General features: G+C 63.4%; 18 protein-coding genes, 1 tRNA gene and 1 pseudogene. 8 read left to right on the forward strand and 12 right to left on the reverse strand.

The window, feature by feature from the left end; genetic code table 11:
• Positions 1 to 984: an N-acetylmuramoyl-L-alanine amidase family protein gene (locus tag L21SP4_RS11580; RefSeq protein ID WP_052882801.1), complete on the reverse strand. Its 984-nt coding sequence runs from the start codon at positions 982 to 984 to the stop codon at positions 1 to 3.
• 160 nt (positions 985 to 1,144) lie between these two features.
• Between L21SP4_RS11580 and L21SP4_RS11585 the strand changes: the two genes are divergently transcribed.
• Positions 1,145 to 2,524, forward strand: a complete 1,380-nt coding sequence (locus L21SP4_RS11585; protein ID WP_052882802.1) for a tetratricopeptide repeat protein — start codon at positions 1,145 to 1,147, stop codon at positions 2,522 to 2,524.
• Positions 2,525 to 2,535: 11 nt separating this feature from the next.
• Here the strand turns inward: L21SP4_RS11585 and L21SP4_RS11590 are convergent, their stop codons facing one another.
• From L21SP4_RS11590 to L21SP4_RS11600, 3 genes are read right to left on the reverse strand one after another with little or no spacing between them, the layout of a single operon-like run.
• On the reverse strand, positions 2,536 to 2,943 hold the full coding sequence (locus L21SP4_RS11590) for a hypothetical protein (protein ID WP_144413857.1): 408 nt from the start codon (positions 2,941 to 2,943) through the stop codon (positions 2,536 to 2,538).
• Positions 2,930 to 3,736 (reverse strand): hypothetical protein, encoded by an 807-nt coding sequence (locus L21SP4_RS11595; protein WP_052882804.1) that lies wholly within the window; start codon positions 3,734 to 3,736, stop codon positions 2,930 to 2,932. Before L21SP4_RS11595 ends, L21SP4_RS11590 begins: the two co-directional genes overlap by 14 nt.
• A gap of 52 nt (positions 3,737 to 3,788) precedes the next feature.
• A complete protein-coding gene (locus tag L21SP4_RS11600; RefSeq protein WP_052882805.1) occupies positions 3,789 to 4,289 on the reverse strand; it encodes a ferritin in 501 nt (166 codons plus the stop codon).
• A gap of 416 nt (positions 4,290 to 4,705) precedes the next feature.
• Between L21SP4_RS11600 and mutY the strand changes: the two genes are divergently transcribed.
• Positions 4,706 to 5,836 carry an A/G-specific adenine glycosylase gene (gene mutY, locus L21SP4_RS11610; protein ID WP_052882807.1) on the forward strand — a complete coding sequence of 377 codons (1,131 nt, stop codon included), beginning with the start codon at positions 4,706 to 4,708 and terminating at the stop codon, positions 5,834 to 5,836.
• Here mutY and L21SP4_RS11615 read toward each other — a convergent pair.
• From L21SP4_RS11615 to L21SP4_RS11625, 3 genes are all read right to left on the reverse strand, one after another.
• On the reverse strand, positions 5,814 to 6,566 hold the full coding sequence (locus L21SP4_RS11615) for a hypothetical protein (RefSeq protein WP_144413858.1): 753 nt from the start codon (positions 6,564 to 6,566) through the stop codon (positions 5,814 to 5,816). The two genes, mutY and L21SP4_RS11615, sit on opposite strands and share 23 nt — an antisense overlap.
• On the reverse strand, positions 6,563 to 8,755 hold the full coding sequence (locus tag L21SP4_RS11620) for a glycosyl hydrolase family 65 domain-containing protein (RefSeq protein ID WP_160300824.1): 2,193 nt from the start codon (positions 8,753 to 8,755) through the stop codon (positions 6,563 to 6,565). Before L21SP4_RS11620 ends, L21SP4_RS11615 begins: the two co-directional genes overlap by 4 nt.
• Before the next feature lie 549 nt (positions 8,756 to 9,304).
• Positions 9,305 to 11,293 carry a beta-L-arabinofuranosidase domain-containing protein gene (locus L21SP4_RS11625; RefSeq protein ID WP_052882810.1) on the reverse strand — a complete coding sequence of 663 codons (1,989 nt, stop codon included), beginning with the start codon at positions 11,291 to 11,293 and terminating at the stop codon, positions 9,305 to 9,307.
• A 107-nt stretch (positions 11,294 to 11,400) separates the two neighbouring features.
• On the opposite strand from L21SP4_RS11625, the gene L21SP4_RS12780 reads away from it, so the two are divergent.
• The gene (locus L21SP4_RS12780; protein ID WP_160300825.1) at positions 11,401 to 12,252 is read left to right on the forward strand and encodes a helix-turn-helix domain-containing protein; all 852 of its coding nucleotides are present in this window, start codon (positions 11,401 to 11,403) and stop codon (positions 12,250 to 12,252) included.
• A gap of 356 nt (positions 12,253 to 12,608) precedes the next feature.
• Here L21SP4_RS12780 and L21SP4_RS11635 read toward each other — a convergent pair whose 3' ends face one another.
• From L21SP4_RS11635 to L21SP4_RS11645, 3 genes are all read right to left on the reverse strand, one after another.
• Positions 12,609 to 14,516, reverse strand: coding sequence for a sulfatase family protein (locus L21SP4_RS11635; RefSeq protein WP_052882811.1), 1,908 nt, complete (start codon positions 14,514 to 14,516; stop codon positions 12,609 to 12,611).
• A 7-nt stretch (positions 14,517 to 14,523) separates the two neighbouring features.
• Positions 14,524 to 16,116, reverse strand: coding sequence for an arylsulfatase (locus L21SP4_RS11640; protein ID WP_074041594.1), 1,593 nt, complete (start codon positions 16,114 to 16,116; stop codon positions 14,524 to 14,526).
• Between the two features lie 151 nt (positions 16,117 to 16,267).
• Positions 16,268 to 17,515 (reverse strand): hypothetical protein, encoded by a 1,248-nt coding sequence (locus L21SP4_RS11645; RefSeq protein ID WP_052882813.1) that lies wholly within the window; start codon positions 17,513 to 17,515, stop codon positions 16,268 to 16,270.
• A 210-nt stretch (positions 17,516 to 17,725) separates the two neighbouring features.
• On the opposite strand from L21SP4_RS11645, the gene L21SP4_RS11650 reads away from it, so the two are divergent.
• From L21SP4_RS11650 to L21SP4_RS11665, 5 genes and pseudogenes are all read left to right on the forward strand, one after another.
• Positions 17,726 to 17,813 (forward strand) — tRNA-Ser (locus tag L21SP4_RS11650).
• Positions 17,814 to 17,905: 92 nt separating this feature from the next.
• Complete coding sequence (locus L21SP4_RS13570) at positions 17,906 to 18,181, forward strand: helix-turn-helix domain-containing protein (protein WP_074041489.1); 276 nt, start codon at positions 17,906 to 17,908, stop codon at positions 18,179 to 18,181.
• Positions 18,148 to 18,873 (forward strand): annotated as a pseudogene (locus tag L21SP4_RS11655) (IS30 family transposase); the annotation flags it as partial. The gene L21SP4_RS13570 and the pseudogene L21SP4_RS11655, both read left to right, overlap by 34 nt.
• An 804-nt stretch (positions 18,874 to 19,677) precedes the next feature.
• On the forward strand, positions 19,678 to 19,977 hold the full coding sequence (locus L21SP4_RS11660) for an ArsR/SmtB family transcription factor (protein WP_052882815.1): 300 nt from the start codon (positions 19,678 to 19,680) through the stop codon (positions 19,975 to 19,977).
• Between the two features lie 25 nt (positions 19,978 to 20,002).
• On the forward strand, positions 20,003 to 21,703 hold the full coding sequence (locus L21SP4_RS11665; RefSeq protein WP_052882816.1) for an FAD-dependent oxidoreductase: 1,701 nt from the start codon (positions 20,003 to 20,005) through the stop codon (positions 21,701 to 21,703).
• 19 nt (positions 21,704 to 21,722) lie between these two features.
• On the opposite strand, the gene L21SP4_RS11670 is transcribed toward L21SP4_RS11665, so the two are convergent.
• Positions 21,723 to 22,511, reverse strand: coding sequence for a prepilin-type N-terminal cleavage/methylation domain-containing protein (locus tag L21SP4_RS11670; RefSeq protein WP_052882817.1), 789 nt, complete (start codon positions 22,509 to 22,511; stop codon positions 21,723 to 21,725).
• A gap of 4 nt (positions 22,512 to 22,515) precedes the next feature.
• Entirely contained in the window at positions 22,516 to 24,300 is a 1,785-nt protein-coding gene (locus L21SP4_RS11675) for an InlB B-repeat-containing protein (RefSeq protein WP_052882818.1), read from the reverse strand.
• Between the last annotated feature and the right edge of the window lie 19 nt (positions 24,301 to 24,319).

The raw sequence follows: 24,319 nt of genomic DNA on the forward strand, positions 1-24,319 counted from the left end.
TCACTTCCCTGCCCGGCGTACCAGGCCCGCATACCGGAGAATGCCGTCCGCGATGCCGCGCGCCATGGCTTCGCGGAACGAGGCGTCGATCATCAGGTCTTCCTCCGTGGCGTTGCTGACGAAGGCGCCTTCGACCAGGGCGGCGGGACAGGGGGCATCCCGCAGGATGGCGAAGCGCGCCCGTTTCAGGCCGCGATCGGGCCGCCGGATGCGTTCGACCAAGCTGCGGTGGAGCTGGAATCCGAGAATCGCGCTGGGGGCATCGTAGCGATTGCCGCCGTGGGTGCCCCCGAAATGGCCGTAGCTTCCCGTGGAGCTTTCGCCGCCCGCGGTGAGCACATAGGTCTCGGTGCCGGTCACGCTTTTATCGTGGGCCGCGTTCATGTGAATACTCACGAAGAGGTCGGCGTCGCACTGCCTTGCCGTTTCCACGCGGTCGGAGAGCGAGACGTAGGTATCGTCGTTCCGGGTTTTCACTACCCGGAGCCCCTCGCGCCGGAGGTGGCGCTCCGCACGCCTGGCTACGTCCATAACCACCAGTTTTTCCCATACGTTGCGGCGGCCTACGGCGCCCTTGTCCTTCCCGCCGTGTCCCGGGTCGAGGACCACGGTGCGGCACCGGCGGCCCTGCAGGTGACGGTCCGGGCGCATGACGGGATCGATGATCGTCTGAAAGTCTTCACGGCTCACCGCCCAGGATCCCCGAACCGAACGGACCGGCCGGTGCAGCCAGACCGACAGGCCGTCGAGCCGGGCCCGGCGGCTGTCCGTTTCCACGGCGATCCGTCTCCACTGGTTGCGCAGGATGATCTCCTCGCCCCTGGCCCCCTGCTGCATGGTGTAGAGCGAGCCGATCCCCGGCAGCGGCACATAGTCTACCCCGCCCCTGTTCACGGTATGAAGGCTGGAACCGGCGGATGCGTCCGCGCCGCCCGCCAGCATGGCCAGCAGGCCGAATGCGATGTTGAGTGCGTAGCTGCGCATGGACGCCAATATATCGGATTCGCGGGCGCGATGAAGTCAGGAGTCAAGAATTCTCGTTCTTGCTTTCTGCCGCTGCGGGAATGTAGTGTTAATGGTTTAGACAGCGGGGTTCACGATAGGATCGAGGGCTTTACCCGCGCGCTATCTAAAGGAGAGCATCATGGCGGAAGTTAAGATGGAAGACGCGCCGAAACGGGTGCGGGATATGGTGGACAAGGGGATGGTCGCCGCCGAGCGCGGCAACTACGACTACGCCATCGACATGTTCATGATGGCACTCGACATGGAGCCCCGGCTGCTCACGGCGCGCCGCTATCTCAGGGCGGCCGTAATCCGCAAAAACGAAGACGCATCCGAAAGCCCCATCCTTCAGGCGGTGGAGGTGATCAAGGGTCTTCCGGATATTGCGGTCGCCCTGCTCAAGATGAAAAAGGATCCGCAGGAATCCCTGAAGCGCTCGGAAAAGCTGCTGGCGAGGGCGCCTTTCAACATGATGTTCGTGAACCTTACGATTCGCGCCTCGAGGGCGGCCGACCTGCCTGAAGCGGCCATTCAGCTCCTGGAAGTGATCCAGGAACACCGCGCCGACCAGCCCGCCGTCGTCGAACAGCTGACCGAGCTTTACCGGGACGTGAACAACACGGAGAAGGCCCGCGAGTACGCGCAGAAGCTGGTGCAGCTGAAGCCGAACGACGGGAAGGCGATCAAGATGCTCAAGGACGTCTCCGCGCTCGAAACGATGAGTCGCGGCGGATGGGAGGGCGCCGGATCGTATCGCGACGTGATGAAGGATCAGGACGAGGCCAAGGAGCTGGAGCAGGAAGGCGCCGCCGTAAAATCGGAGAAGAGCCTCGATGCGCTGATCCAGTCGAACCAGGAGAAGATCCGCAAAGAGCCCGAAAACATCAACTACCGGCGCGGTCTGGCCGACCTGCTCGTCCGTGCCCAGCGTTTCGACGAGGCGCTCGACACCATCAAGGAGGCCCAGCGTCTGTCAGGCGGCGCCGATCCGCAGCTCGACCGGATCTACGCCGACACGATGCTGAAGAAGTTCGACAGCGAGATCGAGCAGCGCGAGGCGAACGGCGACCGCGAGGGCGTCGAGCAGAAGAAGCAGGAGAAGGCCGAATTCCGGATCACCAATGCGCGGGAACGGGTTCGACGTTATCCGAACGATCTCCAGTTCAAGTACGAACTCGGCACACTGCTCTTCGAGCGCGGCGAGTTCAACGACGCGATCCAGCAGTTCCAGCAGGCGCAGCGCAATCCCCAGCGCCGTCTTCGCGCCCTCTACTACATGGGCATGTGCTTCAGGGCCAAGGAGCAGTACGACATCGCCCGCCAGCAGTTCGAGAAAGCCGCATCAGAGACGCCGACGATGGACGAGACCAAAAAGGACATCCTCTACGAACTCGGGAACGTCTGCGAACTCATGGGGGACAAGGACAAGGCGGCGGAAAACTTCAAGGCGATCTATTCGGTCGACATCGGATACCGCGATGTGGCCGAGAAGATCGAGAACACCTACAAGAACGCCTGAGCCGCGGTCGTTTACCGATCTTCGCGGGCCCGCATAATCCGGTACTGCCGTGACCCCTCGTCGGCCGTGTCGTGCACGCGGACTTGACCGCCCGTACCCCGTATCCGCTGCGCTCCGGGAAGCGCCGACCAGCGTTTGCCCCCGGTGCTGTAGTACACGGAGTAAACCAGTCCCTGTTGGGTGTCCCAGTTGATGATGGTGCGGTCGCCCGAACGGGTGACCACGTAGCGGGTCACCTGGCGCGTCGGAATCAGCATCTCGGACAGATCGGGTTCTTCGCCGGGCCCCCTGCCCCGGCCTGAAGACGGGCCGGTCGTGGTGCAGGACACGGTGCTCAGTGCGAGCAGCCCGCCCAGGAGTATGCGGACGGGCCGATGGCGCAGGAGCGACGGGTGACCCGCTTTTTCACTCGGCATCACGGATGACTTCCGCGGGCGCGACGGGGTCGGACTGAATCGGGTTGTCGGGATCGTTCACCGGCGACTCGATAATCCATTCCTCGAACTCCTCGTCGGAACCGCCGTCGGATTCGGGTTCGATCGGTTCCAGCGGCTCAACCGGTTCGACGGGGGCCACGGGGGCGACGGGCTCCAGCTCGCCGGATTCTTCCCGCGCGCTGCCCTTTTTGTCTTTCGGTGCAGCGGGCCTGGCCGCGCGGCGTCGCTTCAGATTTTCTTCCAGCGGATGGTAGTACCAGCGGTCGCGGAGCCGCTTGGGGTTAATGTCCTCAATCGTGAATCCGTATCGCCGCGCGAACCATTCCCACCGCGGATACGAAAAGTTGAAGGCCCGTCCGGTGAAGTTGAGCAGTTTGCGCGGTTCGGCGCTGTCCGTGAGAAGCACGTGCGCGCAGAAACCGGGCTGCGGGATCAGGTCCGAAGCGGGCTTCTCTCCGTTCTGCCCGACCACGATCGCGCGATCCGGTGCGTGGGAGACGAACGATCCGGAGCGGTAATCCTCGCCCGAGACGAAGACCCACGTCGATCCGTCCCATGCGTGAAACACCGGTCCGTCCGGCGCTTCTTCGCTCTGGTAGGTGAGGAGCATTACGGGATACTTGCGCGCGAGATCGAAGCCGATCTGAACCGCGGTCTCCCGACGCGGGAGCACCATCATCGTGATCCGGTTCTTTTCGGCCGCTTCACTGCCGCGGGGCATGAGCATGCCCAGCACCAGCAGCGCGAACGACAGTGTCTTTGTCCAACGAGCCATAACTCCCCCTTTTCGCATGTAGGCGATCCAACAAGAATCCGCGGCGGACCGGTTAAGACCGGGCGGCGAGCCGCTGACCGAGCTTATTGTCGAGCATCAGGAAGGCCCCGCGGTGGTCGCCCGCCATATCGAGATAGTCGAGTACTTCCTGAACGCTGGCCTCTTCCTCCACCTGTTCCGTGACGTACCACTGGAGAAATACCTGCGTGGCGTGCGATTTCTCCTCCACCGCCAGGTTCATCAGCTCGTCGATGCAGGAGGTCACGAACTGCTCGTGTTCCAAGGCCTTTTTGAAGAGATCGCGCGGCTGGCCGAATTCCTTCGGCGGTTCATCGAGCTGGCGAAGGTGAACCTCGCCTCCCTGCTGAAGGATGTAGTCGAACATTTTCATGGCGTGCTCGACTTCCTCGTTGTACTGGGCGCGGAACCAGCCCGCCGTGCCGTTCCATCCCTGCCCGGCACTGTACCCGGACATGGCGAGGTAGAGGTAAGCGGAGTAGAGCTCGCGCTTTACCTGTTCGTTGATCGCTTCCTGCAGTCTGTCTGAAATCATTACGGTCCCTCCTGTTCCGCGTCAGTCTATGTAAAGGAACTGAATCGAGTCAATGTAGAATGCGAAGGGACGGGGAGTGAGCGACGGGAAAACGGCGTACGGACTTCTGTTGCAAAGCAGAAGTCCTGCCCTCACCCCCGGCAGCTTGCGTCTCCCGGGCAGGGCGTGCTCTCCGGGCGCGACGCTCTTTTGCGGGATCGCGCCTTCGGCGCTCCGAGTACGCGTACGATTACGAGTACGAGTACGAGTACGAATCATGTTCACCCTTGCCCCCGAGTCAACCTTCATGCTCTTCATGGCCTTCATGGTGAATCCCATGCTCTCCCGCCGCGCCTCTTCGTGTCCTCAACACTCCGTGCGGGACCTGCATGCGGCGTGATTGCGATCCGGGACGGCGGCCGTTATGCTGGGCCGTCATGGATCGAGCCCCCGCAGTAAAAGTCCCCGACCCCGTCCGTCGCGCGGTGCGGCGGAGGCTGCTCCCGTGGTTCGCGGAAAACGCCCGGGACCTGCCCTGGCGGCGCCGGCGCACGCCCTACCGCGTCTGGGTCGCCGAGATCATGCTCCAGCAGACCCGCGCCGACCAGGCGCTTCCCTACTACCGCCGCTTCCTGCGCCGCTTTCCGTCCATGAAATCGCTCGCCGTGGCTCCGCTCGATGACGTGCTCAAGATGTGGGAGGGTCTCGGATACTACCGCCGCGCCCGGAACCTGCACAGGGCCGCCCGGATGGTGCGGGAACGGCCGGGCGGTCGTTTTCCGGATACGCTTGAGGGCATTCGCGCGCTGCCCGGTGTGGGAGCGTATACCGCGGCCGCGGTAGCGAGCCTGGCGTTCAACCTCGACGCCGCGGTGGTCGACGGGAATGTCCGCCGCGTGGTCTGTCGCCTGCTGGGGCGTACGCTGACGGCGCGCGAGCTGGAGGCCGCCAGCGAGCGGCTGCTGGTCCGGGGCCGGGCGGGTGAATACAATGAGGCCGTGATGGAACTCGGCGCACTGGTCTGCACCCCTGCGGCACCCGCATGTGACGCATGCCCGATGCGTTCCGCATGTGCCGCGTACCGGTCGGGCGATCCGCATACGCTTCCGGAAAAAGCGAGGCGGGGTAAAAAGCCGCATCGCAAGGTCGCGGCGGGCGTGGTGTTTAACGGGCGCGGCGAGGTGCTGATCGCACAGCGGAATCCCGACGATATGCTCGGCGGACTGTGGGAATTCCCCGGCGGATGCATCGAATCCGGGGAGACTGCGGCCGAGGCGCTGACCCGGGAGCTGCGCGAGGAACTGGGCATGGAAGTATGCTCCGAAGGATTGCTCATCACGGTCCGCCACGCGTATTCGCACTTCTCGATCGAAATGGAGGTACACCTCGCCTCCCGGGTGAACCGCGCTCCGCCGCGTCCGCTGCAGTGCGCCGCCGCACGCTGGGTTCCGGTGGATCGCCTGCGCGGGTACGCCTTCTCCCGCGCCGATCTGCAGGTGATCGAGGCGCTGGAATGCCGGCAGGCGCCGGTGTCCGGGGAGGGAACTACGGCTGCGGGTAGCCGATGAACTCCAGCCTGTCGATATAGAAGCGCAGATCTTCGCGGTGGTACAGGTTGGTTGAGCCGGGGGGAAGGTCGATGCTGATGTTGAACTGCTTGATCGGAATCATGCGCTCCGGCGTGATCTTGTACCGGTCCCCCGGCGAGAAATACCCCACATCGACCATCCCCTCGCCCAGGGTCGTCTCAATATCCTGCGGCAGTGTCGCCTCATAGGTGACCCAGCCCGCCCCTTCGCGTCCCCGGTTTCCGCTGAACGGCACTGGTGCTCCCGCCACCTCTTCTCCGATCACCGGGAGCATACTTCTGCGCGAGTCCGGCCTGAAGGCGGCGGTGTTGCCGTACATCTTGAGCAGGTGGACCTTGTTGTTGGCGTCAGTGATCTCGCCGCGGACAAAAACCTCGCCCTCGTCCTGCGGTACACTGTTCCAGATACGGAACCGGACCCGGTGGGCGCGTATGAAGGGGATGTAGCGGAGAAGAAGACAACGCCGGTAATCTTCGACGAAATACGGCTCGATCTCCAGCGCCGTGCCGCCCGCCGCCCCGGACGCGTCCCGGATCTTCATGTCGTGCACGGCACCGGAGGGCTGCCAGAATCCGAGCTCGGGGAAGAGATCGAAGTAGATCACCGGCCCCGACCCGTAGGAGGCCCCGGATTCCGGCGCGCAGCCGGCGAGGGCCAGGCAAACCGCCAGGAGCATAAGCGTGGATACGCGGTGAGTCCGGTCTGTCATGGCAGCATCTTCTCCCTGCGAATATTCGTGACGCGGTCCGCGGGCACGGTGATCCGCAGGCTTCCGTCATCCCGCCTGAGGATTTCAACCTCCTCCGCCCCGCGATCGCATATGATGCGACAGCGGCGTCCCGCATAATGAATGCCGCCCGCCGCGGCCCGGTCCCATCCGGACGGAAGCCGGGGCCTTACCCGCAGCGCTTCGGGCGAGGGATCGAGGCCCATCAGCCCGTACAGGTAGAACATGGGGACGTTGCCCGACTCGGGAAAGGGGCCGATGACCCCGAGAATACCGGCCATGCCGTTCTTCAGACTCGCGGGGTCGCGGCGCAGCTCATCCTTCTCGAATTCGGCGAGGATCTGCTTGAAAAAGCGCAGGGCCGCGTCGGGCCCGCGCTGGTGCAGCCGGGCCATCAGATCGTAATAACTGAGATAAAAGATGGCGCCGCCGTTCTGGACGTTGCCGCCGTAGGGAACGGACCCGCCCGGTCCGACGGTGAGCTGTCCCCCCCAGTCCTCCCAGTAATAAGGCGGATCTCCCGCGCCTGCATCGACCGTGTTCGGCACGGCCGCAAAACGCCAGTGATAGAGGTCTGCGCCCTTCGCCGTATCGCCTTCGATGATGCGTTCGCCGGTCAGCCAGCTCATGATGCGCTTGGACTGCTCCGGGGTCGCCAGTCCGTAGGCGATGGCGGGGATGTTGACGAACGTGAAACCGTAGTCATGTCGCCGTCCGTCCTTGTCGATCCAGCCGATAAAACGCCCCTTTTCATCATCCCAGAACAACTCGCCTGCGCGCTTCCGGACCGTGGCGGCCAGGGCCTCGCAGCGTGCTGCCGCCTCGTCATTTCCGTTCCAGCGCTCGATGTCGGCCATCGCGCGCAGGGAGGCATGAAAAAAGATATTGGCGTAGGCCGATTTCCATCCGAACCGCCACCCGTCCCAGTAGTTGCTCGCGTGTCCTTCGGCCGTGCCGTCGTTCCCGGGATAGGTGATGACCAGCAGGCCCTCCTCCCCGCGCAGGTCTTCGAGACAGTGGCGCATCGCACGCCGCGCCTTGTGCAGGATGGTCTCGCCGGTATTCGCGTCCTCCCGCCCCCAGAAATCCGGCTCCGCGGTCCACGAATGATACCGGTGGAGGGCCAGGATGTACGTGGGGTTGTTCACCGCATGGCGCGTGTGAAACAGGTGGCGGGGGTCGGCTTCGGAGGCCCAGACAAATCCGTCGGGGTCCATCTTCGTATCGCGCAGCACGCGCCCCAGGCGTTCGCGCTCTTTATGCAGACCGGTCCAGCTGACCTGCAGCGCGGCCCATTCGCTCCATTCGGCGACGGGAAAGGCGAGCACGCCGCCGGCGAGCGGTCGTCGGCTCTCCCACCAGGGATCCCCCTTGAGATGGATCTCGTTTGCGGACGATCCGTACACGAGCCAGAGATTGTTCAGCGCGGCGTTAAACGCCTCGCCCCCGTCGCACTCGAACGGCAGTCGGGACCCTCCGCGGACTTCCAGCTCCAGCGCGGCCCGTCCACCGGGCAGGCGCGGACAGAGGATGCGCACACCCTGCGCAGCGAGGCCGTGCATCGGCAGGATCACCGTGCGACCCTCCGGGTCGGGATAAGGACCGAGGTCGTAGCGGGGCACGGTGTGCCACGTGCGCCCGCGATCCATGCAGTACTGGACGCGCAATTCGGACGGGAAAGACGCACCCTCCACGGGCAGGAGACGAAGTTCATCGATCCGCCGCGTTCCCGGGAAAAGAACGCCCGCGTGAGCGAAGGGATACGCTTCCCCGGAACGGAATCGGAGCGTGCGCAGGGTTTCGATACGTCCGCCGTTTCCCGATACGGACGAGGCCGGATGAAGCACCGGCGGAGGCGCGGAGACGCTCCTGGCCGTGTGATTGGAGACCGTCTTCCATCCGCTCCGCGAACCGCTCATGCTGATCGATCGGGCGCGGACGGCGTAGGACCCCGGCGCGGCGAACTCATGCGCCGCGTAGCCGGTGTAGCTCTCCTCGACCAGGGTCGTGGGCGTCTCGGTCCCGTCGCCGAAATCAAAAATATAATAGTGGTACTCGCCGCCATGATCGTGCCGCACGGCGAACTCGGCGCCGCACGTGCCGCCGGCCGCCACCAGCAGCAGAGCCACCGCTCCCCACACGCCCGTTTTCATAAACCCCGAACAGGCCATCCGCATCCTCCGAAAAGCGTATATTATGATAAGGGGCATTCCTTATAGTTATCCTTATGTTTGTCAATGCGAAAGTATGCTGAAATCGGTGCAAGCGGGTTCTTCGTGGATTTTTTGTGGAAAGTCGCCCGGGAAAAAGGTGGGGCGCGGGAGATCAGGGGGAGAGGAGTATAGGGATAGACCATGGACACATGAAGGTGGGTTGAGAGGGGGGGCAAAATCGGGATCGGGATTCACCACAGACCGCAGACCACAGAGGATACCGGGTTCGGGACGGGAGGCGACCACGGATTATACCGATGGCACGGATGGGGTCTCGAAAGCCGAATCGAAGTCGAAATCGGGATTCACAGAGATCATAATTCGTACTCGTACTCGGAGCGCCGCAGGCGCGATCTTATTCCCGGTTTAAGAACTCGGGCACGAGTACGATATATCCCTGAGTGTCCCAATAAAGGGTTTCCCCGCACGGATATTCGGGGTCGGTTGAATCTCCTGTGCTTCGAGGCTCCGACAACCCTCGCGCCCAACCGTCATGCACAGATCAGGCTAAAGCGAAGTATCGTCGTCGAACTTCAGCTCCTGCGAGCGTCCTTCGTCTTCATACATCCGGCTCGCGGGAAAGGTGACGCGGCGCAGGATGGTGCAGCCCATCGGCGTCAGGCGCACGTCCATCAACCCGCGCCCGCGGTGCAGTTCGCCCTTGAGCACCAGCGGCGAACGGGTCCAGGGATCGAGCGGATCGGCCCCTTTGTCACGCTCCGCGGTGAATCCGAATCCCGGTCCCGCCTGGGCATCCAGCGCGCACCGCCACAGGTTCTTGTTACGGCCCGGCGTGAATGAAAGGATTGGCTGCGTCCCGCCGTTAAGTTCCTCCACGGTCTGCTGCCCGCTTGGGAACTCGCCGTAGTGTTCGTGCCGCTCCGCATCGATCTCCGCGGCGAACACCAGCGGTCCGCGCTTTAAGTAGAACTCGCGGTTCGCCGCGCGGCGCGCCTCGATATCAGGATCAAACGTCAGCACGACGCGGTCGCCGGGCCGCCAGGTCTTGCGCAGGATAAAGGCGTCCTGCGCCTTCTCAAGCTCTGCCCCCGAGGCCTCTACGGTGGCGTGCTCCGACCAGCGCGGACGGCGGAGGACGAGATCGAAAGCCGTGGCTTTTTCGGGAGTGATCACAAATTCGATCCGGTCCTCGAACGGGTAGTTCGTGCGCTCTTCGATGCGCACTCGCACCCCGCCGAGCTGCGTATCGACGCGACAGGGTCCGTAGGCGAGGGCCGCGAGCCCGCGTTCGTCTCCAAGGCGCTTGAACTGTTCACTCACGTACATCGGGAACAGGTGTAACATGCGCGTGGTACAGCAGAACGGCTCATGTGCCGGGCTGTACAGGAAACGATGAAACTCACTGCCTGGAAGGCGGTACTGGTTGTCGCGCTTGAGGTAGGCGTGGGCCGCCCCGTCGGGCAGGCGCGCGCCCATGCCGGCGTTGAAGGCGGCGCGCTCCGCCAAGTCCGCGAGCTGGAGATCTCCGCTCTTCTCCGCCGCCCAGAGCGCGTTCTCCGCCAGGTAGGTGGTCGTGCAGTACTCGATGGCAATGTCCGGGAACGGGAGCCGCCCTCCCGCATCTTCGTCACCGATCAGCGATCCGCTCGGGCTGAGCTGGCGCTCCAGTTTGCGGAAGGCTACCTCCCCGGCCTCGCGAATGCGCGACTCGCCGGTGACCGACCACAACAAATAGGGCAGGCACAGGGTGCCCGTGGTGTTGCAGGCGTGTCCGACGAACCTCCGGTCCGGATCGAGCAGATTGTCCGGAACGCAGTCTCGAAAGATCGCCGCGCCGCCGGGGGACCGGTTGAAGTTTTCGATCACGAACGCCGCGTAGTCGGCGTATTCGCGCTTCCCGGTCAGCCCGGCCAGACGATCGAGAAACTGCGGATAACTCATCACCTGGAAGTGCTTCATCCACAGATTGGGCGTCTCGCGGTTGAAGTGTTTCATGTCACACTGAACCGCGCGTTCGACGGCCTCCAGAATGTCCGGCCGGTCGAACGTCTGGGCCCAGGCGAGCATGCCCAGGAACAGAAATCCGCGGTGTACATCGCGGTCGATCGTTCTCGGCGTGTATCGTGTCTCGGGCGGCCAGATCCCGATGTAGCCGTCCTCGTCCTGCGACGCCAGGATCTTATCGATGAAGGCCTCCGCCCGCTGGCGCGCAGCCGGGTCATCCACCATGGCGGCGTTGATCAGCAGCGCGTATCCCCAGTAGCCCTCCGCCGCACCATCCCAGATGTGCGGATAGTCGTCCTTCTTGTCCGGATTGTCGCCGCGCAGCGTGAAGGCTTCGTTTTTCACCATCCACGAATTGTGAAAGCGCGCGAACAACCCCTCCTTCACATCGCGCTCGAGCTGCGCCGCGACCCACCCCGCCGGCTCGATATCGCCGTACGGCAGCGGATGAAGCTCCCCTTCGAACGCCGTAACCGGCCCGCTCCACAGCACCGCCAGCAGGCCCGCCGCCACCCATCGTCTCGTATTCATCGGATCGTCTCCCTGTTGTGTTTATGCGGTGGCATCATGGGCTTCATCTCCCGGCAGCGTCCATCGCGCGAGTTGACCTATGGCTATCCTTATTTTACCCTGTGCGCATGAAAAGAGTTCAAAGCCTTCCGGTGCTCGAAGAGAAAGCGTGCGAGGCGTTGCGCTGGGATGCGCTTGTCACCAAGTCTTTTCGCGATGATCTCGTGTGTACCCGGGACTACACCGGGATTCCTCTGACCGGCCGAAGACAACACCATGAATTGACATATTTTCACCGGGGGCAAGGACGGGTGTGGACGGGCGGGCGCACCTATCCGGTCGCTGGCGGAGAGATGGTGTTGATTCGAGCGGAAGATTTCCTGCGATTTGAGGTGGATGAGGGTGAGTCACTGGAGCGTCATGCGCTGCAGTTCGAGGTTTGCGATGAGCGGGGGCGTTATGTCCGTTTGCCTGAAACCCGCTTTCCGGTTTATCGCAGAACCGACGATCCGCCTTTCTGGCACGGGGCGATCCGCACGGTGCGGAACCTCTTCTACGCCGGGTATTCGCGGGAGAGCGCGCACTGGATGAAGGCCCTGCTCACGCTATACGGGCTCGATCTCGAACGGCACGAGGCGGGCGGGCGCAATGACCGTCTGGACAGGCTTTCCGGATTGTGCGAGCGGATTCGGCGAGATCCGGCGAACGCGCCGACGGTGGCCGCGATGGTTCGCGGGTTTCATTCTTCGCACCGCCATTTCATCGAATGTTTCAGGGCGTACGCCGGCGAAACCCCGCGCCGCTATCTGCTGCGTGCGCGTATGGAGAAGGCGGAGATGCTGCTCCGTGAAACGAACTGGACGGTTGCACGCATTGCCGGGGAAATCGGTTATGCCAATCCGTTTAAATTCAGCGAACAATTCAAAACCTGGCGGGGGGCGTCACCCTCCGGGTATCGCGCGAACCACGGGGCCGTTTGAATCCCGCGGCGCTGGGCCGGCCGGATCAGCGGCGGAAGACCACGCGTAATTCACGGCCTTCTGCTGTAAAACAGAATCCCTACCTTCACGCATGGGTTCGACCTGCGTCTCCCGGGCAGGGCGTGCTCTTCGAGCGCACCGGTCTTGCGGACGGCCCGGAGGCCCGTCCCTACCTTCACGCATGGGTTCGGCCTGCATCTCCCGGGTAGGGCGCGATCTCTCCGCCTTCGGCCCTTTATGCCTTCGGCGGACAGGCTAAGCGCGCCGCTCTTGCGGACGGCCCGGAGGTCCGTCCCCACCCTCACGCACGGGTTCGGCTAGCGCCTCTTGGGTAGGGCGCGACTCCATCCCCCGATTCAAGGAATTCGAGTACGATATTCCCGCGGGTGTCCCCATGTGGAACTCAGGCGGCGGAAGACCACGCGTAATTCCATGTCATAGGTCTGCGGCCGATCGTCCACATAGGCCGCGCCGCCGGGAAAGGTGTCGCGGTTGTAGGCCCACCACGCGAGGTGCGCCGACGGCGGCCCGGGTTCGGCGCGGACCCGGAGGTACAGGGTCTCTCCCGCGGCGACGGGTGTGTCGAAAACGGCGCGCACTCTGTACTGGTTGTACATCTCCGCCCCGGAAAACCGCTGCGAGGCGAGACGCCTCCCGTGCTGATGAAGCTCAACGATCAGGTCGCACGGGGCGCCGAGCCTGCCCCAGGTCGGCACACGGAACTCCGCCGCGTGCATCCGCCCCGTCTCGGCGCGGAAGGTCTGGCCCAGTGAACGAACCCCGTGGAAATCGACGGGTTTGTGGTGCTGTTCGCCGCGGTGTAGATCGACCACCTCCAGCTCCGGGTACTCGTCATAGTCCGGGTTCACGTCCGGAAGCGCATGACGGTACTCCTCGCAGCGCGCCCTCAGCCGCTCGAGCGTTTCGTGGTGCGCGGGGTCTCCGGCGAGATTATGAAGCTGATGAGGGTCGCGGCGGCGGTCGAAGAGCAGTTCGGGCTTAGCCGGCTCGCTGATCAGCCGCCCGTAGGTCCAGCGCAGGTCGCGCACCCCGATCGTCTTCGGGATGTCGCCCGCGTACTGGCCGTAGGTGGCCTCGTAGAAGAAGTCCTTGCGCCAGCCGCAGTCCGCACCGCGCAGCAGCGGGGTCAGGCTGCGACCCTGCATCGTATCCGGAACCTCGATTCCCGCCAGGGCCAGCAGGGTCGGCGCGAGATCGATATTGAGGGCGATCTCCCCGCGGCGGCGGCCGCGTAAATCGACCGGCGTACGCGGATCGTAGACGACGAGCGGTACGCGAATGGAGGGCTCGTAGATGAACCACTTGCCGTAGAGTCCGTAGTCGTGGATGAAGTGACCGTTGTCGCTGGTGAAGACGATGATCGTATTGTCGGCGATGCCGAGGCGTTCGAGCTCGCGGCGCAGGCGTGCGAGTGACTCGTCCACGCCCGTGATCAGCCGGTAGTACTGACGGACGATGCGGTGGTGGTGTTCCCGGTCCATCCTCGCGCCCCAGCGGAATTCGCGCGCGGTCATGGCGCTGTCTTTCGCGGCGCGGGAGCGGCGCACGCTTACGGGGAGCCCGTCGAAGGCCTCCTGGGTGAAGGTGGGCGGGACCGGCATGCGCTCGCCGCGGTAGAGCATGGCGTACTCCGGATCGAATTCATGCCAGGGTCCGTGCGGGGCCTTGTAGCTGATCGAGAGGCAGAACGGGCGGCCCGCGGCGCGGCTGAGGCGGATACACTCGAGCGCCTGGCCGGTGAGGAGGTCCGTGACGTGCGGCCCGCCGGGTCCTTCGGGGAAGTATTCGCCCTGCTCGAGGAACGGCTTGAAATAGTCGAAGGACCGCCCCGCCTCTTCCATCTGCGCCTGATGGATGGCGCCGATTCCGAACTTTCCGATCATCCCCGTGTAATAGCCCGCCTCGCGCATCCGCTGAGGATAGGTATCGCGCATCCATTCCGCATCGACCGGCGTCACGAAATCGCGGATGCCGTGGGTGCGCATGTACCGGCCGGTGAGGATCGAGGCTCGGCTGCTGACACAGATCGAGGTGGTGACGAAGGCATTTTCGAAGACCGTGCCCGTCTCCGCGAGGGTATCGAGCGCCGGCGTGCGGACGGTCCGGTTACCCGCGTAGCCGACGGCATCGGCGCGCTGATCATCGGTCAGCAGGAAGAGGATATTCGGGTGCCGATCCGCGGCTTGTGCCCGGGGCGCGACACAGGCGGCCCCCGCCGCGCCGAGAAAGGTTCTTCGTTTCATGAAGCGGCTACTTGTTCTGCTCGTTCCGCCACCGCCAGATGTGGAACAGGTCGTACTCTTCCTCCAGCGCCTCGAACTGCTGCGCCATCCGCCGGCGCACCTCGGGGTGTTCGGCGGCGACATCCTCCATCTCGATGTAGTCCTTCTCGAGATTGTAGAGCTGCCATTCGCTGTTGTTGATTTTGGTGATCTTCCATTCGCCCCGGCGCATCATGCGGAAACTGGGCATCCCGGAAATAAAGGCGTCGTCGTCCGGGCGGCGGCCGCCCTGAAAAGCCGGCAGGAGCGAGCGCCCGTGCAGCGGTTCGGCGGGGCGGCCTTGAAAGGTCTCCGGATAGTTTGTGCCGGTAAGCTCGAGAAAGGTCGGCGCGAGATCCACCACGTGGCCGATCTGATCAGTGATGCGGTTGCGGCCCTCGACGCCGGGGCCCATGACAATGAACTGCGTGTTGCAGCCCCCGCCCAGGCCGAACCACTTGTACTGGCGGAACGGCGTGTTCGAGAGGTTCGACCAGGGCACGGAGGGACTGCGGTAGGATTCGGGATGCCCCGGCGGCTTGGTATAATGGATGTTGTAGTCCTGCGCGCAGGCCCCGTTATCGGACAGGTAGAGCACCAGCGTGTTTTCCAGGCGGCCCTGCTCCCGGAGCTTCTTCAGGAGCCGGCCGATGTCTTGGTCCATCCGGTCGATCATCCCCGCGTAAACGGCCATCTCGAGCGACATCCGCTCCTGCTCGGAGGCGGAGAGGGAGTCCCATTCACGGTAGCGCCACACGTTTTTGCGCCGCTCCGGCCAGTCGTCTTTCGAGTTGAATTGGCCCTTGCCGCGGTGGAGGAGGTCCTCGGGCGGACTCAGCCGGCAGTCTTCGGGGACGACGCCCTCGCGCTTCATCTTCGCAAACCTCTTTTCGCGCAGCTTGTCCCAGCCCTCCCGATAGACGTCGCGGTACTTCGCGATATCCTCCGGCCGCGCCTGGAGCGGGAAATGGGCCGTGTGGTAAGGCATGTAGAGGAAGAACGGCTTGTTCTCTTCCGCGGTCCTGTCGAGGAACTCGAGCGCGTAATCGGTCATCACGTCGGTCTTGAAGAACGGATCGCGGCTCCGCTTGAGGTCGGCGATCGGGACCTTCTGGCCGTCGAGTTCGAACGGACTGCCCTCGTCGTCGCGGAAAAAGAAGTCCGTGCACCCCCAGAACGTAAGCGAGCGTTCGAAATTCCTGGCGCCGAACTCCCTGTAATCCGGGATGGTGGGCACGAGGTGGTTCTTGCCGAACATGGCGGTCGCGTAGCCGTTCGCCTGCAGCAGTCGGCTGAAGGGCGCGCAGTTTTTATAGCCGCCGTAGAGCCCCGTGAGCAGCACCGAGCGCGTCGGGGCGCATTTGGCCATATTGTAGAACTGGCGGAAGCGAAGTCCGCTGCGCGCCATCGCATCGAGGTTCGGAGTATCGATCTCGCTTCCGTAGCAGCCGATGTCCGAGAACCCGATGTCGTCGCCCATGATCAACAAAATGTTGGGGCGCGTACGTTTCTGTCCCGCCGCACCGGTCAGGGTCGCCAGGCTGCAAGCGCTCGCGGCACCTATGAAGGCTCGTCTTTTCATGGTGTGCTCCATCGCTTCGGGTTCGCTTTCAAAAAGACTCAAGGGGCTAAAAAAGCTCCTATAAGATATAGAGCATATCCCGGGTTAATCCTGAAGCTCAAATAATATCTCCACGTCCGCCACCTTGTCCTCCCTGACTCCGAATTCCCACTCACTCCCACACCTCGTCGATCACCTCGCGCGCGATCCGGGTCCAGCGGCGGAGGCGGTCGGGATCGCGTTCGACGGTTTCGATATCCTTGAGGTTGATCTGGACGTGGCCGCCGCGCATAGCGGCCAGGTCGCGGCGCAGAATCCGGCGGATGCGATCCTCGTTGAACTCGCCGCAGATCATGTCGGTGGGGTTGGGGCGATAGGAGATGATGTAGTCCGACCCGATCTGTTCCGCGCATCGTTTCGGGTCGGCGGAGGGCGTGACGGCGATAATGCGCAGGTTGGGGATTTGTCGGAGGATATCGATTTTTTCCGTGAGGTTCTCGCAGCATCCGTAGGAGATCGCACCGAACTCCTTCATGATCGGAATCTGGTATTGCAGCATGAATATGTCGTGAAACTCCGGGGAGACGAGGGTGAGTTCCTGCGCCATGCAGCAGGCCCAGAGATCTCTGCGGCGGCGCGGACCGGAGTTGGGCTTCGGCCGTTCGAGGTCGTCGCTGTAGAGTTCCGTCTGATTGATCTGCGAGGTGAGCGTCCAGTGGCCGGCGTCCTCGGCCTCGCGGTGGTTGGCGAGGATGCCGTCGCGCATATAGGCCAGTAGTTTGTGCAGTTCGTCCGGGTACTCGTACATGTCCGTCATGATCGTCTCGAGCCCCCGGAGCTGCGCGAGGTCCGTGGAGATATCCATCCGGGTTCCCTGGCACAGAGGGCCGCGGTTGACATCGATCGGGATCAGGTCGCCCACCGCGTCGCCTATCTTTTCGACTGCGGCGCGGGTGAGATTTTCGTCGACGCAGTGATGCGGGAAATGCATCTGATTCATCAGCGACCAATCGTCGAGCGAGGAATGCATCTTCATCGCCCCGCCCTCCATGGCGCTGGGCTCGAAATCCTGCGCCAGTCCCCAGGGCCGCCCGCCGTAGGTCTCGATAGCCGCGCCCTGTGTGAGCCACGGCTCGATGATCTGGTCATCGCCGATTTCGGACACGAACAGCCGCATCTTAAGCCAGCGCTCATGTTCGCGGAAAAGCGGGTCTGCGCATTTCATCTGCGCATCGCCGAACATCTCTTTGCAGAAGGCGTTGAACATACCGACCATCACAAAGATCGGCGGCGGCGTCGGTTTAAACGCATGATGCGCGCTCCACAACCTGCGGCGTTCCTCCTGGATCGGGTCGTACGCGACCTCGAGATAACGCTTCACCGTCTCGCGCAACGCCTGAATATCGTGCTTGTCGGACATGAGACCTCCCTCTCGTTTTCCGCCCGCACCCTAACGGGGCAGCAGGGGCGCTTTCCTCTGGTTTTCGGACAACCTTCTGGAGAAAAACGACGGAAGCCGCCCGATCTTCGAATCATGCCCGACAGGGGATCGGTTCCCGGGCGGATCTGCTTGAGCCCGTGAACGTATGGAAGTTATGCTGCGATTGCACTCACGGCCGGTGATCACTGCGGAGAGGTGGCAGAGTGGTCGAATGCACCGGTCTTGAAAACCGGCGGGCCGCAAGGTCCCGGGGGTTCGAATCCCTCCCTCTCCGCCAACAATTTATACGCGCGCGCGAGTAGCCAGCGCAACACTTGAGGGATGAAGAAGGTCACGCGGTAAGTTACGTTCTTCGTGTACTAGCAATACATGGAGGACGCAGTGGCTTACGAACGCGTGACCAGGACAGAACGTAATCTGATCCGCATGTGGCGTCAAGACGGGTACGGGCAGCGAGAGATTGCTCGACGGTTGGGGCGAGCGGCGAGCACGATCAGTCGAGAGATCGCCAGGAACACGGGGGGCAACGGCTACCAGCCGCGTCAGGCGCACAGGATGGCCCAGGAGCGGTCCAGACGGCCCGGAGTGCGACGGTTCACCGAGGAGCTGAGGCCCGTTTGCGGGAGGGCTGGACGCCTGAGATGATCGGTGGGCGCGCTCGCCTTGAAGGGCGTCCGTGGGTGTGTAAGGAGACGATCTACAAGCACGTCTACGCGGATGCGAAGGCGGGCGGGGATCTGTGGCGCCACCTTCCGCGTGCGCACCGTAAGCGCCGACGCCGTTGTCCTCGCGAAGATGGTCGAGTCCGTGGGCGGATTCCGAACCAGCGAATGATCGACACGAGACCGCCTGAAGTGGAGACGCGATCCACAGTGGGCCACTGGGAAGGCGACCTGATCCAAGGGGCGAGCAAGAGCGGCTATCTCGTTACCCTGGTCGAACGCCGTACGCGTTTTACGCTGGTGGATCGGACGATGTCGAAGGAAGCGCGTGAGGTCACCAGAACGATATGCAGGATGTTCAACACGACCTCGGAAGCGTCGCGACTGACTTTAACGCTCGACAACGGTAAAGAGTTCGCCAGGCATGAACGCATGGCGACGAAGACCGGCATGGACATCTTCTTCGCACATCCCTATCACTCCTGGGAACGAGGAACCAATGAGAACACCAACGGCCTGATTCGCAGGCTGCACCCCAAGAAGGTCTCTTTCCGGGGAATCGGTACAGCGGCACTGAAGCGCATCGACACATTCCTCAACGACCGTCCTCGAAAGTGTCTGGGATGGATGACGCCAAGGGAGAAGATGGCCGCCTTCCTTGCTTCCGCCCCGTGAAGAGCGGGGCTTGATCAAAACTCTTCCGCCGTGGGGCGCGGTTCTCTGCCCCCACCCAACGCTTCCGCTTGCCTTCAGGCTCCCAACACGGCAACCTCCCACTCAACCAGCAACACGAAGACGCCTTGTGCGCTGACCAGCCCCTACTGTTGCGTTGGCTACTGGCTGTCGGGGGGATCCGTGAATGACGCCGCCCTGGAGGGACGGGTTCCACCCCGTCCTCTTTTGCGGTCGGCGTTGGAGGGACGGGTTCCACCCCGTCCTCTTTTGCGGTCGGCGTTGGAGGGACGGGTTCCACCCCGTCCTCTTTTGCGGTCGGCGTGGAAGCCGACCCTCCATGGGGAGATCACCCCCTCTCTGGAGGGACGGGTTCCACCCCGTCCTCTTTGCGGTCGGCGTGGAAGCCGACCCTCCATGGGGAGATCACCCCCTCTCTGGAGGGACGGGTTCCACCCCGTCCTCTTTGTGGTCGGCGTTGGAGGGACGGGTTCCGCCCCGTCCTCTTTGCGGTCGGCGTGGAAGCCGACCCTCCATGGGGAGATCACCCCCTCTCTGGAGGGACGGGTTCCGCCCCGTCCTCTTTGCGGTCGGCGTTGGAGGGACGGGTTCCACCCCGTCCTCTTTGCGGTCGGCGTGGAAGCCGACCCTCCATGGGGAGATCACCCCCTCTCTGGAGGGACGGGTTCCGCCCCGTCCTCTTTGCGGTCGGCGTGGAAGCCGACCCTCCATGGGTTCATCTTATAAAGAGATTGCAATATAGCGATGTATGAATGTGCAAGGCCGGGGCAAGAGGAGGCTGGGTTCATGGAGATGGAGCAGGGAGATCGGGAGCGGGCGGCGGAGTTGTTGCGGGCGTTGGCTCATCCGGTGCGCCTGGGGGTGATCGAGCAGCTTGGCCGCGGTGAGGCGACGGTGACCGAGTTGTACACGAGACTGGGTTGCAGTCAGCCGGTGATGTCGCAGCAGATTTCCATTCTCCGCACGCATCGTCTGATCGAGGTGCGCCGGGAAGGAAACACGAAGCACTGTTCGTTGCGGGATCCGAAGATTCTCAAATTGTTCGAATGTCTCAACCGTCACCTGGATGAGCTGAATCGGGGGTAAGGCCCCGTGGAGAGGAGAGAAGACGATGAGTGATCGACCGAAACGCATTCTCGTGATCGGGGGATCCGCGGCCGGACCCAAGGCGGCGGCGCGCGCGCGACGGATGGACCCCCGCGCCGAGGTAACCATCATCCAGAAGTCGCCGGATCTCTCGATGGCCTCGTGCGGCTATCCCTACTATGTGGGCGGGGTATTCGACGATCGCAATCAGTTTTTGTGTACGCCGACGGGGGTGGTGCGCGACCCCCGGTTCTTTATGAACACGAAAGGGATCGAGGCGAGGACGCGGACCGAGGCCCTGGAAATCGACCGCGAACGCAAGGTCGTGTTGTGCCGCGATCTGGAACAGGGCACGGACAGCGAGGTGCCCTACGACAAGCTGGTGCTGGCGACGGGCGCACGCCCCGTCATGCCCCCGGTTCCGGGCACCGAGCTCAAAGGCATCACGACGCTGCAGTCCATGGAGGACGCCGATTATTTGCGCCGCGTTCGGGATGAAGGCACGATCCGCAACGCCGTCGTCGTCGGAGGGGGGCTGATCGGTGTCGAAACCTGTGAGGCCCTGGAACTCGCCGGCATCCATATCACGGTCGTCGAAATGCTTCCGCAGATCCTGATGTTCCTCGACTGGGAGTTGGCGAAACTGCTCGAGAATCACATGAAGGCGAAGGGCGCGCACGTGATCACCGAAAACCCGGTCTCCGCTTTTCTCGGAGAGAACGGCACGCTTACCGGAGTGAAGCTCGCCAACGGGACGGAACTACCGTGCGAGCTGGCCGTGGTCGCCGCCGGGGTGCGTCCGAATGTGGATCTCGCACGGGCCGCAGGGCTCGATATCGGGGAGGCGGGAGGAATCTCGGTCGATCCGTCGATGCGGACCTCGGATCCGGACATCTACGCGGCCGGCGACTGTGTGGAGATTCCGAATCTGCTGACGGGGAAAAAGGTACATGCCCCCTACGGGGATCTGGCGAACCTGCAGGGGCGCGTGATCGGAACGAACATCACCGATGCGGGTGAAGCGGTCTTCCCCGGTACGATCCAGACGGGGGTCTGCAAGGTCTTCGACTACACGGCGGGGGCGACGGGGCTCTCGGAGCGCCATGCGCGTGCGGCGGGGTTCGATGTCGTTTCGGTCGTGCACGCCGAGCCCGATAAGCCGGGCTTCATGGGCGCGGCGCTTGTGGTGATCAAGATGGTCGCAGAGCGCGGCTCGGGCCGGTTGCTCGGAGTCCAGTGTGTGGGCCCCGGCGATGTGAGTAAGCGGATCGCTACGGCGGCCATGGCCTTGCACGGCGGGTTGACGGTCGACGATCTGACCGTCGCCGATCTGCCCTACGCGCCGCCGTTCTCCCCTGCGGTCGACAACCTGATCGCCTGTGCGCACACTCTGCAGAACAAGATGGCGGGGTTCATGGACGGGATCTCCTGCCGCGAGGTGAAGGAGAAGGTCGATCGGGGCGACGAGGCCTTCATCCTGGATACACGCGGGCCGGACGAATACGAGCTGATGCGGCTTGGTATCGGGGAAGTTCTGATTCCGCTCGGCGCGCTCCGCGGCCGCATGGACGAGCTTCCGGCGGACAAGGATCACGAGATCATCTGCTTCTGCAAAATCTCGCTGCGCGGATACGAGGCGGCCCGGTTGCTGCAGGCCCACGGCTGGACGAAGGTCAAGGTGATGGAGGGCGGTGTGATGGCCTGGCCCTTCGCGCGGGAGAAGTGAGCGCGGCCCGGACCGCCATTCAGAACGGCTTGAATACCGAGTCGTCCTCCGGCCCGAACCAGCCCAGGGCATGTTCGCGGTGGGCCCCGCCGGAAAGGTCGTTCATGCGTTCCCCGGTGATGTGCCCGTCGCACCAGAGCACATGGGCCCGGCCCGCGTGGCGAAAATGGATCGAGGGCTGAAGACTCACCCCGAAGGTGGGTTCGCGGCTCGGTTCGGCGAAGGAGTACTCGATCAGCTCGCCCTGTTTGAGGAAGGCGCAGTCGGCGAACATCAGGGTAGACGCCGGTTCCCGTATCGCATGGGGCGGCATGCCGCGCGCCCAGGGCTCCGCCTCGAAGTCGTAAAACCCGTTTGAACTCAGAAAATACCGCGAGCCGACGCCGTATTGATTATAGCCGTACCCCCCGCCCCCCGACTCAAAGCTCGGATTCCACTGTCCTTCGGCCCGGTGTCCTTCGAACGACGGGCAATCGCGGACCACGCCCCCCTGGCCGAGATACGGCGCCAGCGGTCCGCGGCCCGGAATGAAATCGCTATTGCGGTTCGGACGCCACCCGTGCCAGCGCCAGCAGTCGCCGTGCTCGCCCCACATGTCCGCGGCGGCGGGGACATAAGACTGGTGGTCGGCGGCGTACATGGCATTCGCCGAATACAGGACCCGCAGGTTGGCCTGACAGCGCGAGCTTCGGGCGTATTCGAGCAGCCGTGCTGCGGCGGGGCCGAGCAGCGTGATCAGCAGAATCACAAGCGTCAGTACCACCAGCAGTTCAATGAGCGTGAAGCCCCTTGAGGTATCGCGATTCATAAGATCAGGGAATCCCGATCTGAACCCGGTAATAGACCGGGGGTCCGGATTCCGGCAGCGCGATCTCCGCCGGTTCGCCCGTTCCATAACAGCGGACGGTTTCGGACCAGTCGTTCAGATCGGTACTGCCGTAGATGATGTATTCGCGGTAGCGCATCGTGTCAAAGAGGAGCGTCCCCGCGGTGCCGTCACGGGTCCAGCCGGAGACGCGGAAGAGCGTGGGCGTCGGGTTGGTCGGCGAGGTTCCCGCCACGTACTCTTGCCACGCGGCCCAGCCGTCATGATCCGTATCGGACGCCGCGGCGGTCTCCCGATCGCCGTCCAGCCCGTTCTCGTCGAGCCACGCCACCGGAACGCCGTTCGACGTCGCCGCGCCTTCGCAGGCGAAGTGGGCAACGAGGGCCATGTCGTTGCTGACGGTGACCGAACAGAGCGCGTTCGAAGGATCGGCCCCACCCGGCAGATCACCGCTCCAGTGTGAGAAGCGCGCGTAGGGCCCCGCCGACGCCGTGAGCGCCACAACCGACCCGTAGGCGTGGGATCCTCCGCCGGGCGTGACCTCGCCCGCGCCCTCGATCGCGACGGTCAATCGATGCCGGTCGGGCGCGAAGTCCGCCTCGAGGGTGTGGGTGTCGCCGACGACGTTCGTAAAGGTGTACGCGGTCAGATTCGTCCCGAACGAAACCCCGTCGACGCGCAGGTCTTCGAGATGGTAATGCGGGTCGGGCTGAATGGAGAACGCCCGGTCCGCGCCGTTCGAGACGGCGACTTTGCCCGCCGGCACCCCATAGGGATGGATATAACCGCCCTTGTTGAAAGTGACCGCGATGTGGTGCCAGCCCCGGGCGTGGATGGCCCCCACCGCATCAAGATCGAATCCCCCCGATCCCCAGGTATGCCAGGCATCGTATACGGGATGATGGCCGGGGTAGGGATTTCCGGTTTCGGGATCCGTCAGCGAAGAGGCTTCATCATAAAAATCACCGGATCCAGGGATATCGACGATTCGTATATGGGTGATCGCGTTCAAATCGATCGTGGCCCCATAAGTCGTGGTGATCACGCCATCGGAATAGGATGCACAGGCGGCACTGTTGGTCAGACTCGACAGGTCGAAGGGGGTTCCCCAGCTCTTATCGTAGGCGTTGCCGTGTTTGCCCGCGAGGTTGTACACGTTCTGACCCTGGAGTCCTCCGTATTCCCCTACGGGAGAGGAGGTCAGCGAGACGCTGGGAAAGCGCAGGAAATCGACGCCGTCCGACGAAACCTCCACATAGGCAAGCTCGGCAAAAAACGCGGCATTGGAGATGTTGACGAAGCCGTTTTCAAAGACCGCGAAATCCTGTCCCTCTCCGTCGAAGATCGGGGCATCGAAGAGCAGCACGATCGACCCCGGGGGATCGCCCGCATTGATCGCCTCCTGATCGAGATCCCCCAGGGAGACCACCTCGACGGGATTAGCGTGATCTCCGGAAACGGGGCCTTCAGCCGCGGAGGGATTCGAAAACCCCTCCCCGCCGTCGCAACGATAATAATGGGTAGCCGCCGAACACCAGCCCGCAAAGGCGGCGTTGACGTAGTTATGGGTGTTCGCGCCGTTAAGATTTGCCGCGCCATCGCCATCGATTCCGACAAAGCCGGGCACCCCCGGATCGATCGGAGGAGTGTCTCCGGGACCCTTTGTGCCGAGGGGATAGGAATAGGGGCCGGCCACGCTTTCCGCTGCGGCACAAGAAAGCAGTGCGATCAGAAGAAGGGCGAGCGGCGTTTTTGAGGATCGGTTCATCATGGAGCAGGGGCTTCGCGGG

It is taken from the genome of Kiritimatiella glycovorans (assembly GCF_001017655.1).
GTDB classification, from domain to species: Bacteria; Verrucomicrobiota; Kiritimatiellia; order Kiritimatiellales; family Kiritimatiellaceae; genus Kiritimatiella; species Kiritimatiella glycovorans.

Coding starts and splice junctions, on each gene's coding strand:
- L21SP4_RS11580 (WP_052882801.1), bottom strand. CDS start 984: ATGCGCAGCTACGCACTCAACATCGCATTCGGCCTGCTGGCCATGCTG.
- L21SP4_RS11585 (WP_052882802.1), top strand. CDS start 1,145: ATGGCGGAAGTTAAGATGGAAGACGCGCCGAAACGGGTGCGGGATATG.
- L21SP4_RS11595 (WP_052882804.1), bottom strand. CDS start 3,736: ATGGCTCGTTGGACAAAGACACTGTCGTTCGCGCTGCTGGTGCTGGGC.
- L21SP4_RS11600 (WP_052882805.1), bottom strand. CDS start 4,289: ATGATTTCAGACAGACTGCAGGAAGCGATCAACGAACAGGTAAAGCGC.
- mutY (WP_052882807.1), top strand. CDS start 4,706: ATGGATCGAGCCCCCGCAGTAAAAGTCCCCGACCCCGTCCGTCGCGCG.
- L21SP4_RS11615 (WP_144413858.1), bottom strand. CDS start 6,566: ATGACAGACCGGACTCACCGCGTATCCACGCTTATGCTCCTGGCGGTT.
- L21SP4_RS11620 (WP_160300824.1), bottom strand. CDS start 8,755: ATGGCCTGTTCGGGGTTTATGAAAACGGGCGTGTGGGGAGCGGTGGCT.
- L21SP4_RS11625 (WP_052882810.1), bottom strand. CDS start 11,293: ATGAATACGAGACGATGGGTGGCGGCGGGCCTGCTGGCGGTGCTGTGG.
- L21SP4_RS12780 (WP_160300825.1), top strand. CDS start 11,401: ATGAAAAGAGTTCAAAGCCTTCCGGTGCTCGAAGAGAAAGCGTGCGAG.
- L21SP4_RS11635 (WP_052882811.1), bottom strand. CDS start 14,516: ATGAAACGAAGAACCTTTCTCGGCGCGGCGGGGGCCGCCTGTGTCGCG.
- L21SP4_RS11640 (WP_074041594.1), bottom strand. CDS start 16,116: ATGAAAAGACGAGCCTTCATAGGTGCCGCGAGCGCTTGCAGCCTGGCG.
- L21SP4_RS11645 (WP_052882813.1), bottom strand. CDS start 17,515: ATGTCCGACAAGCACGATATTCAGGCGTTGCGCGAGACGGTGAAGCGT.
- L21SP4_RS13570 (WP_074041489.1), top strand. CDS start 17,906: ATGGAGGACGCAGTGGCTTACGAACGCGTGACCAGGACAGAACGTAAT.
- L21SP4_RS11660 (WP_052882815.1), top strand. CDS start 19,678: ATGGAGATGGAGCAGGGAGATCGGGAGCGGGCGGCGGAGTTGTTGCGG.
- L21SP4_RS11665 (WP_052882816.1), top strand. CDS start 20,003: ATGAGTGATCGACCGAAACGCATTCTCGTGATCGGGGGATCCGCGGCC.
- L21SP4_RS11670 (WP_052882817.1), bottom strand. CDS start 22,511: ATGAATCGCGATACCTCAAGGGGCTTCACGCTCATTGAACTGCTGGTG.
- L21SP4_RS11675 (WP_052882818.1), bottom strand. CDS start 24,300: ATGATGAACCGATCCTCAAAAACGCCGCTCGCCCTTCTTCTGATCGCA.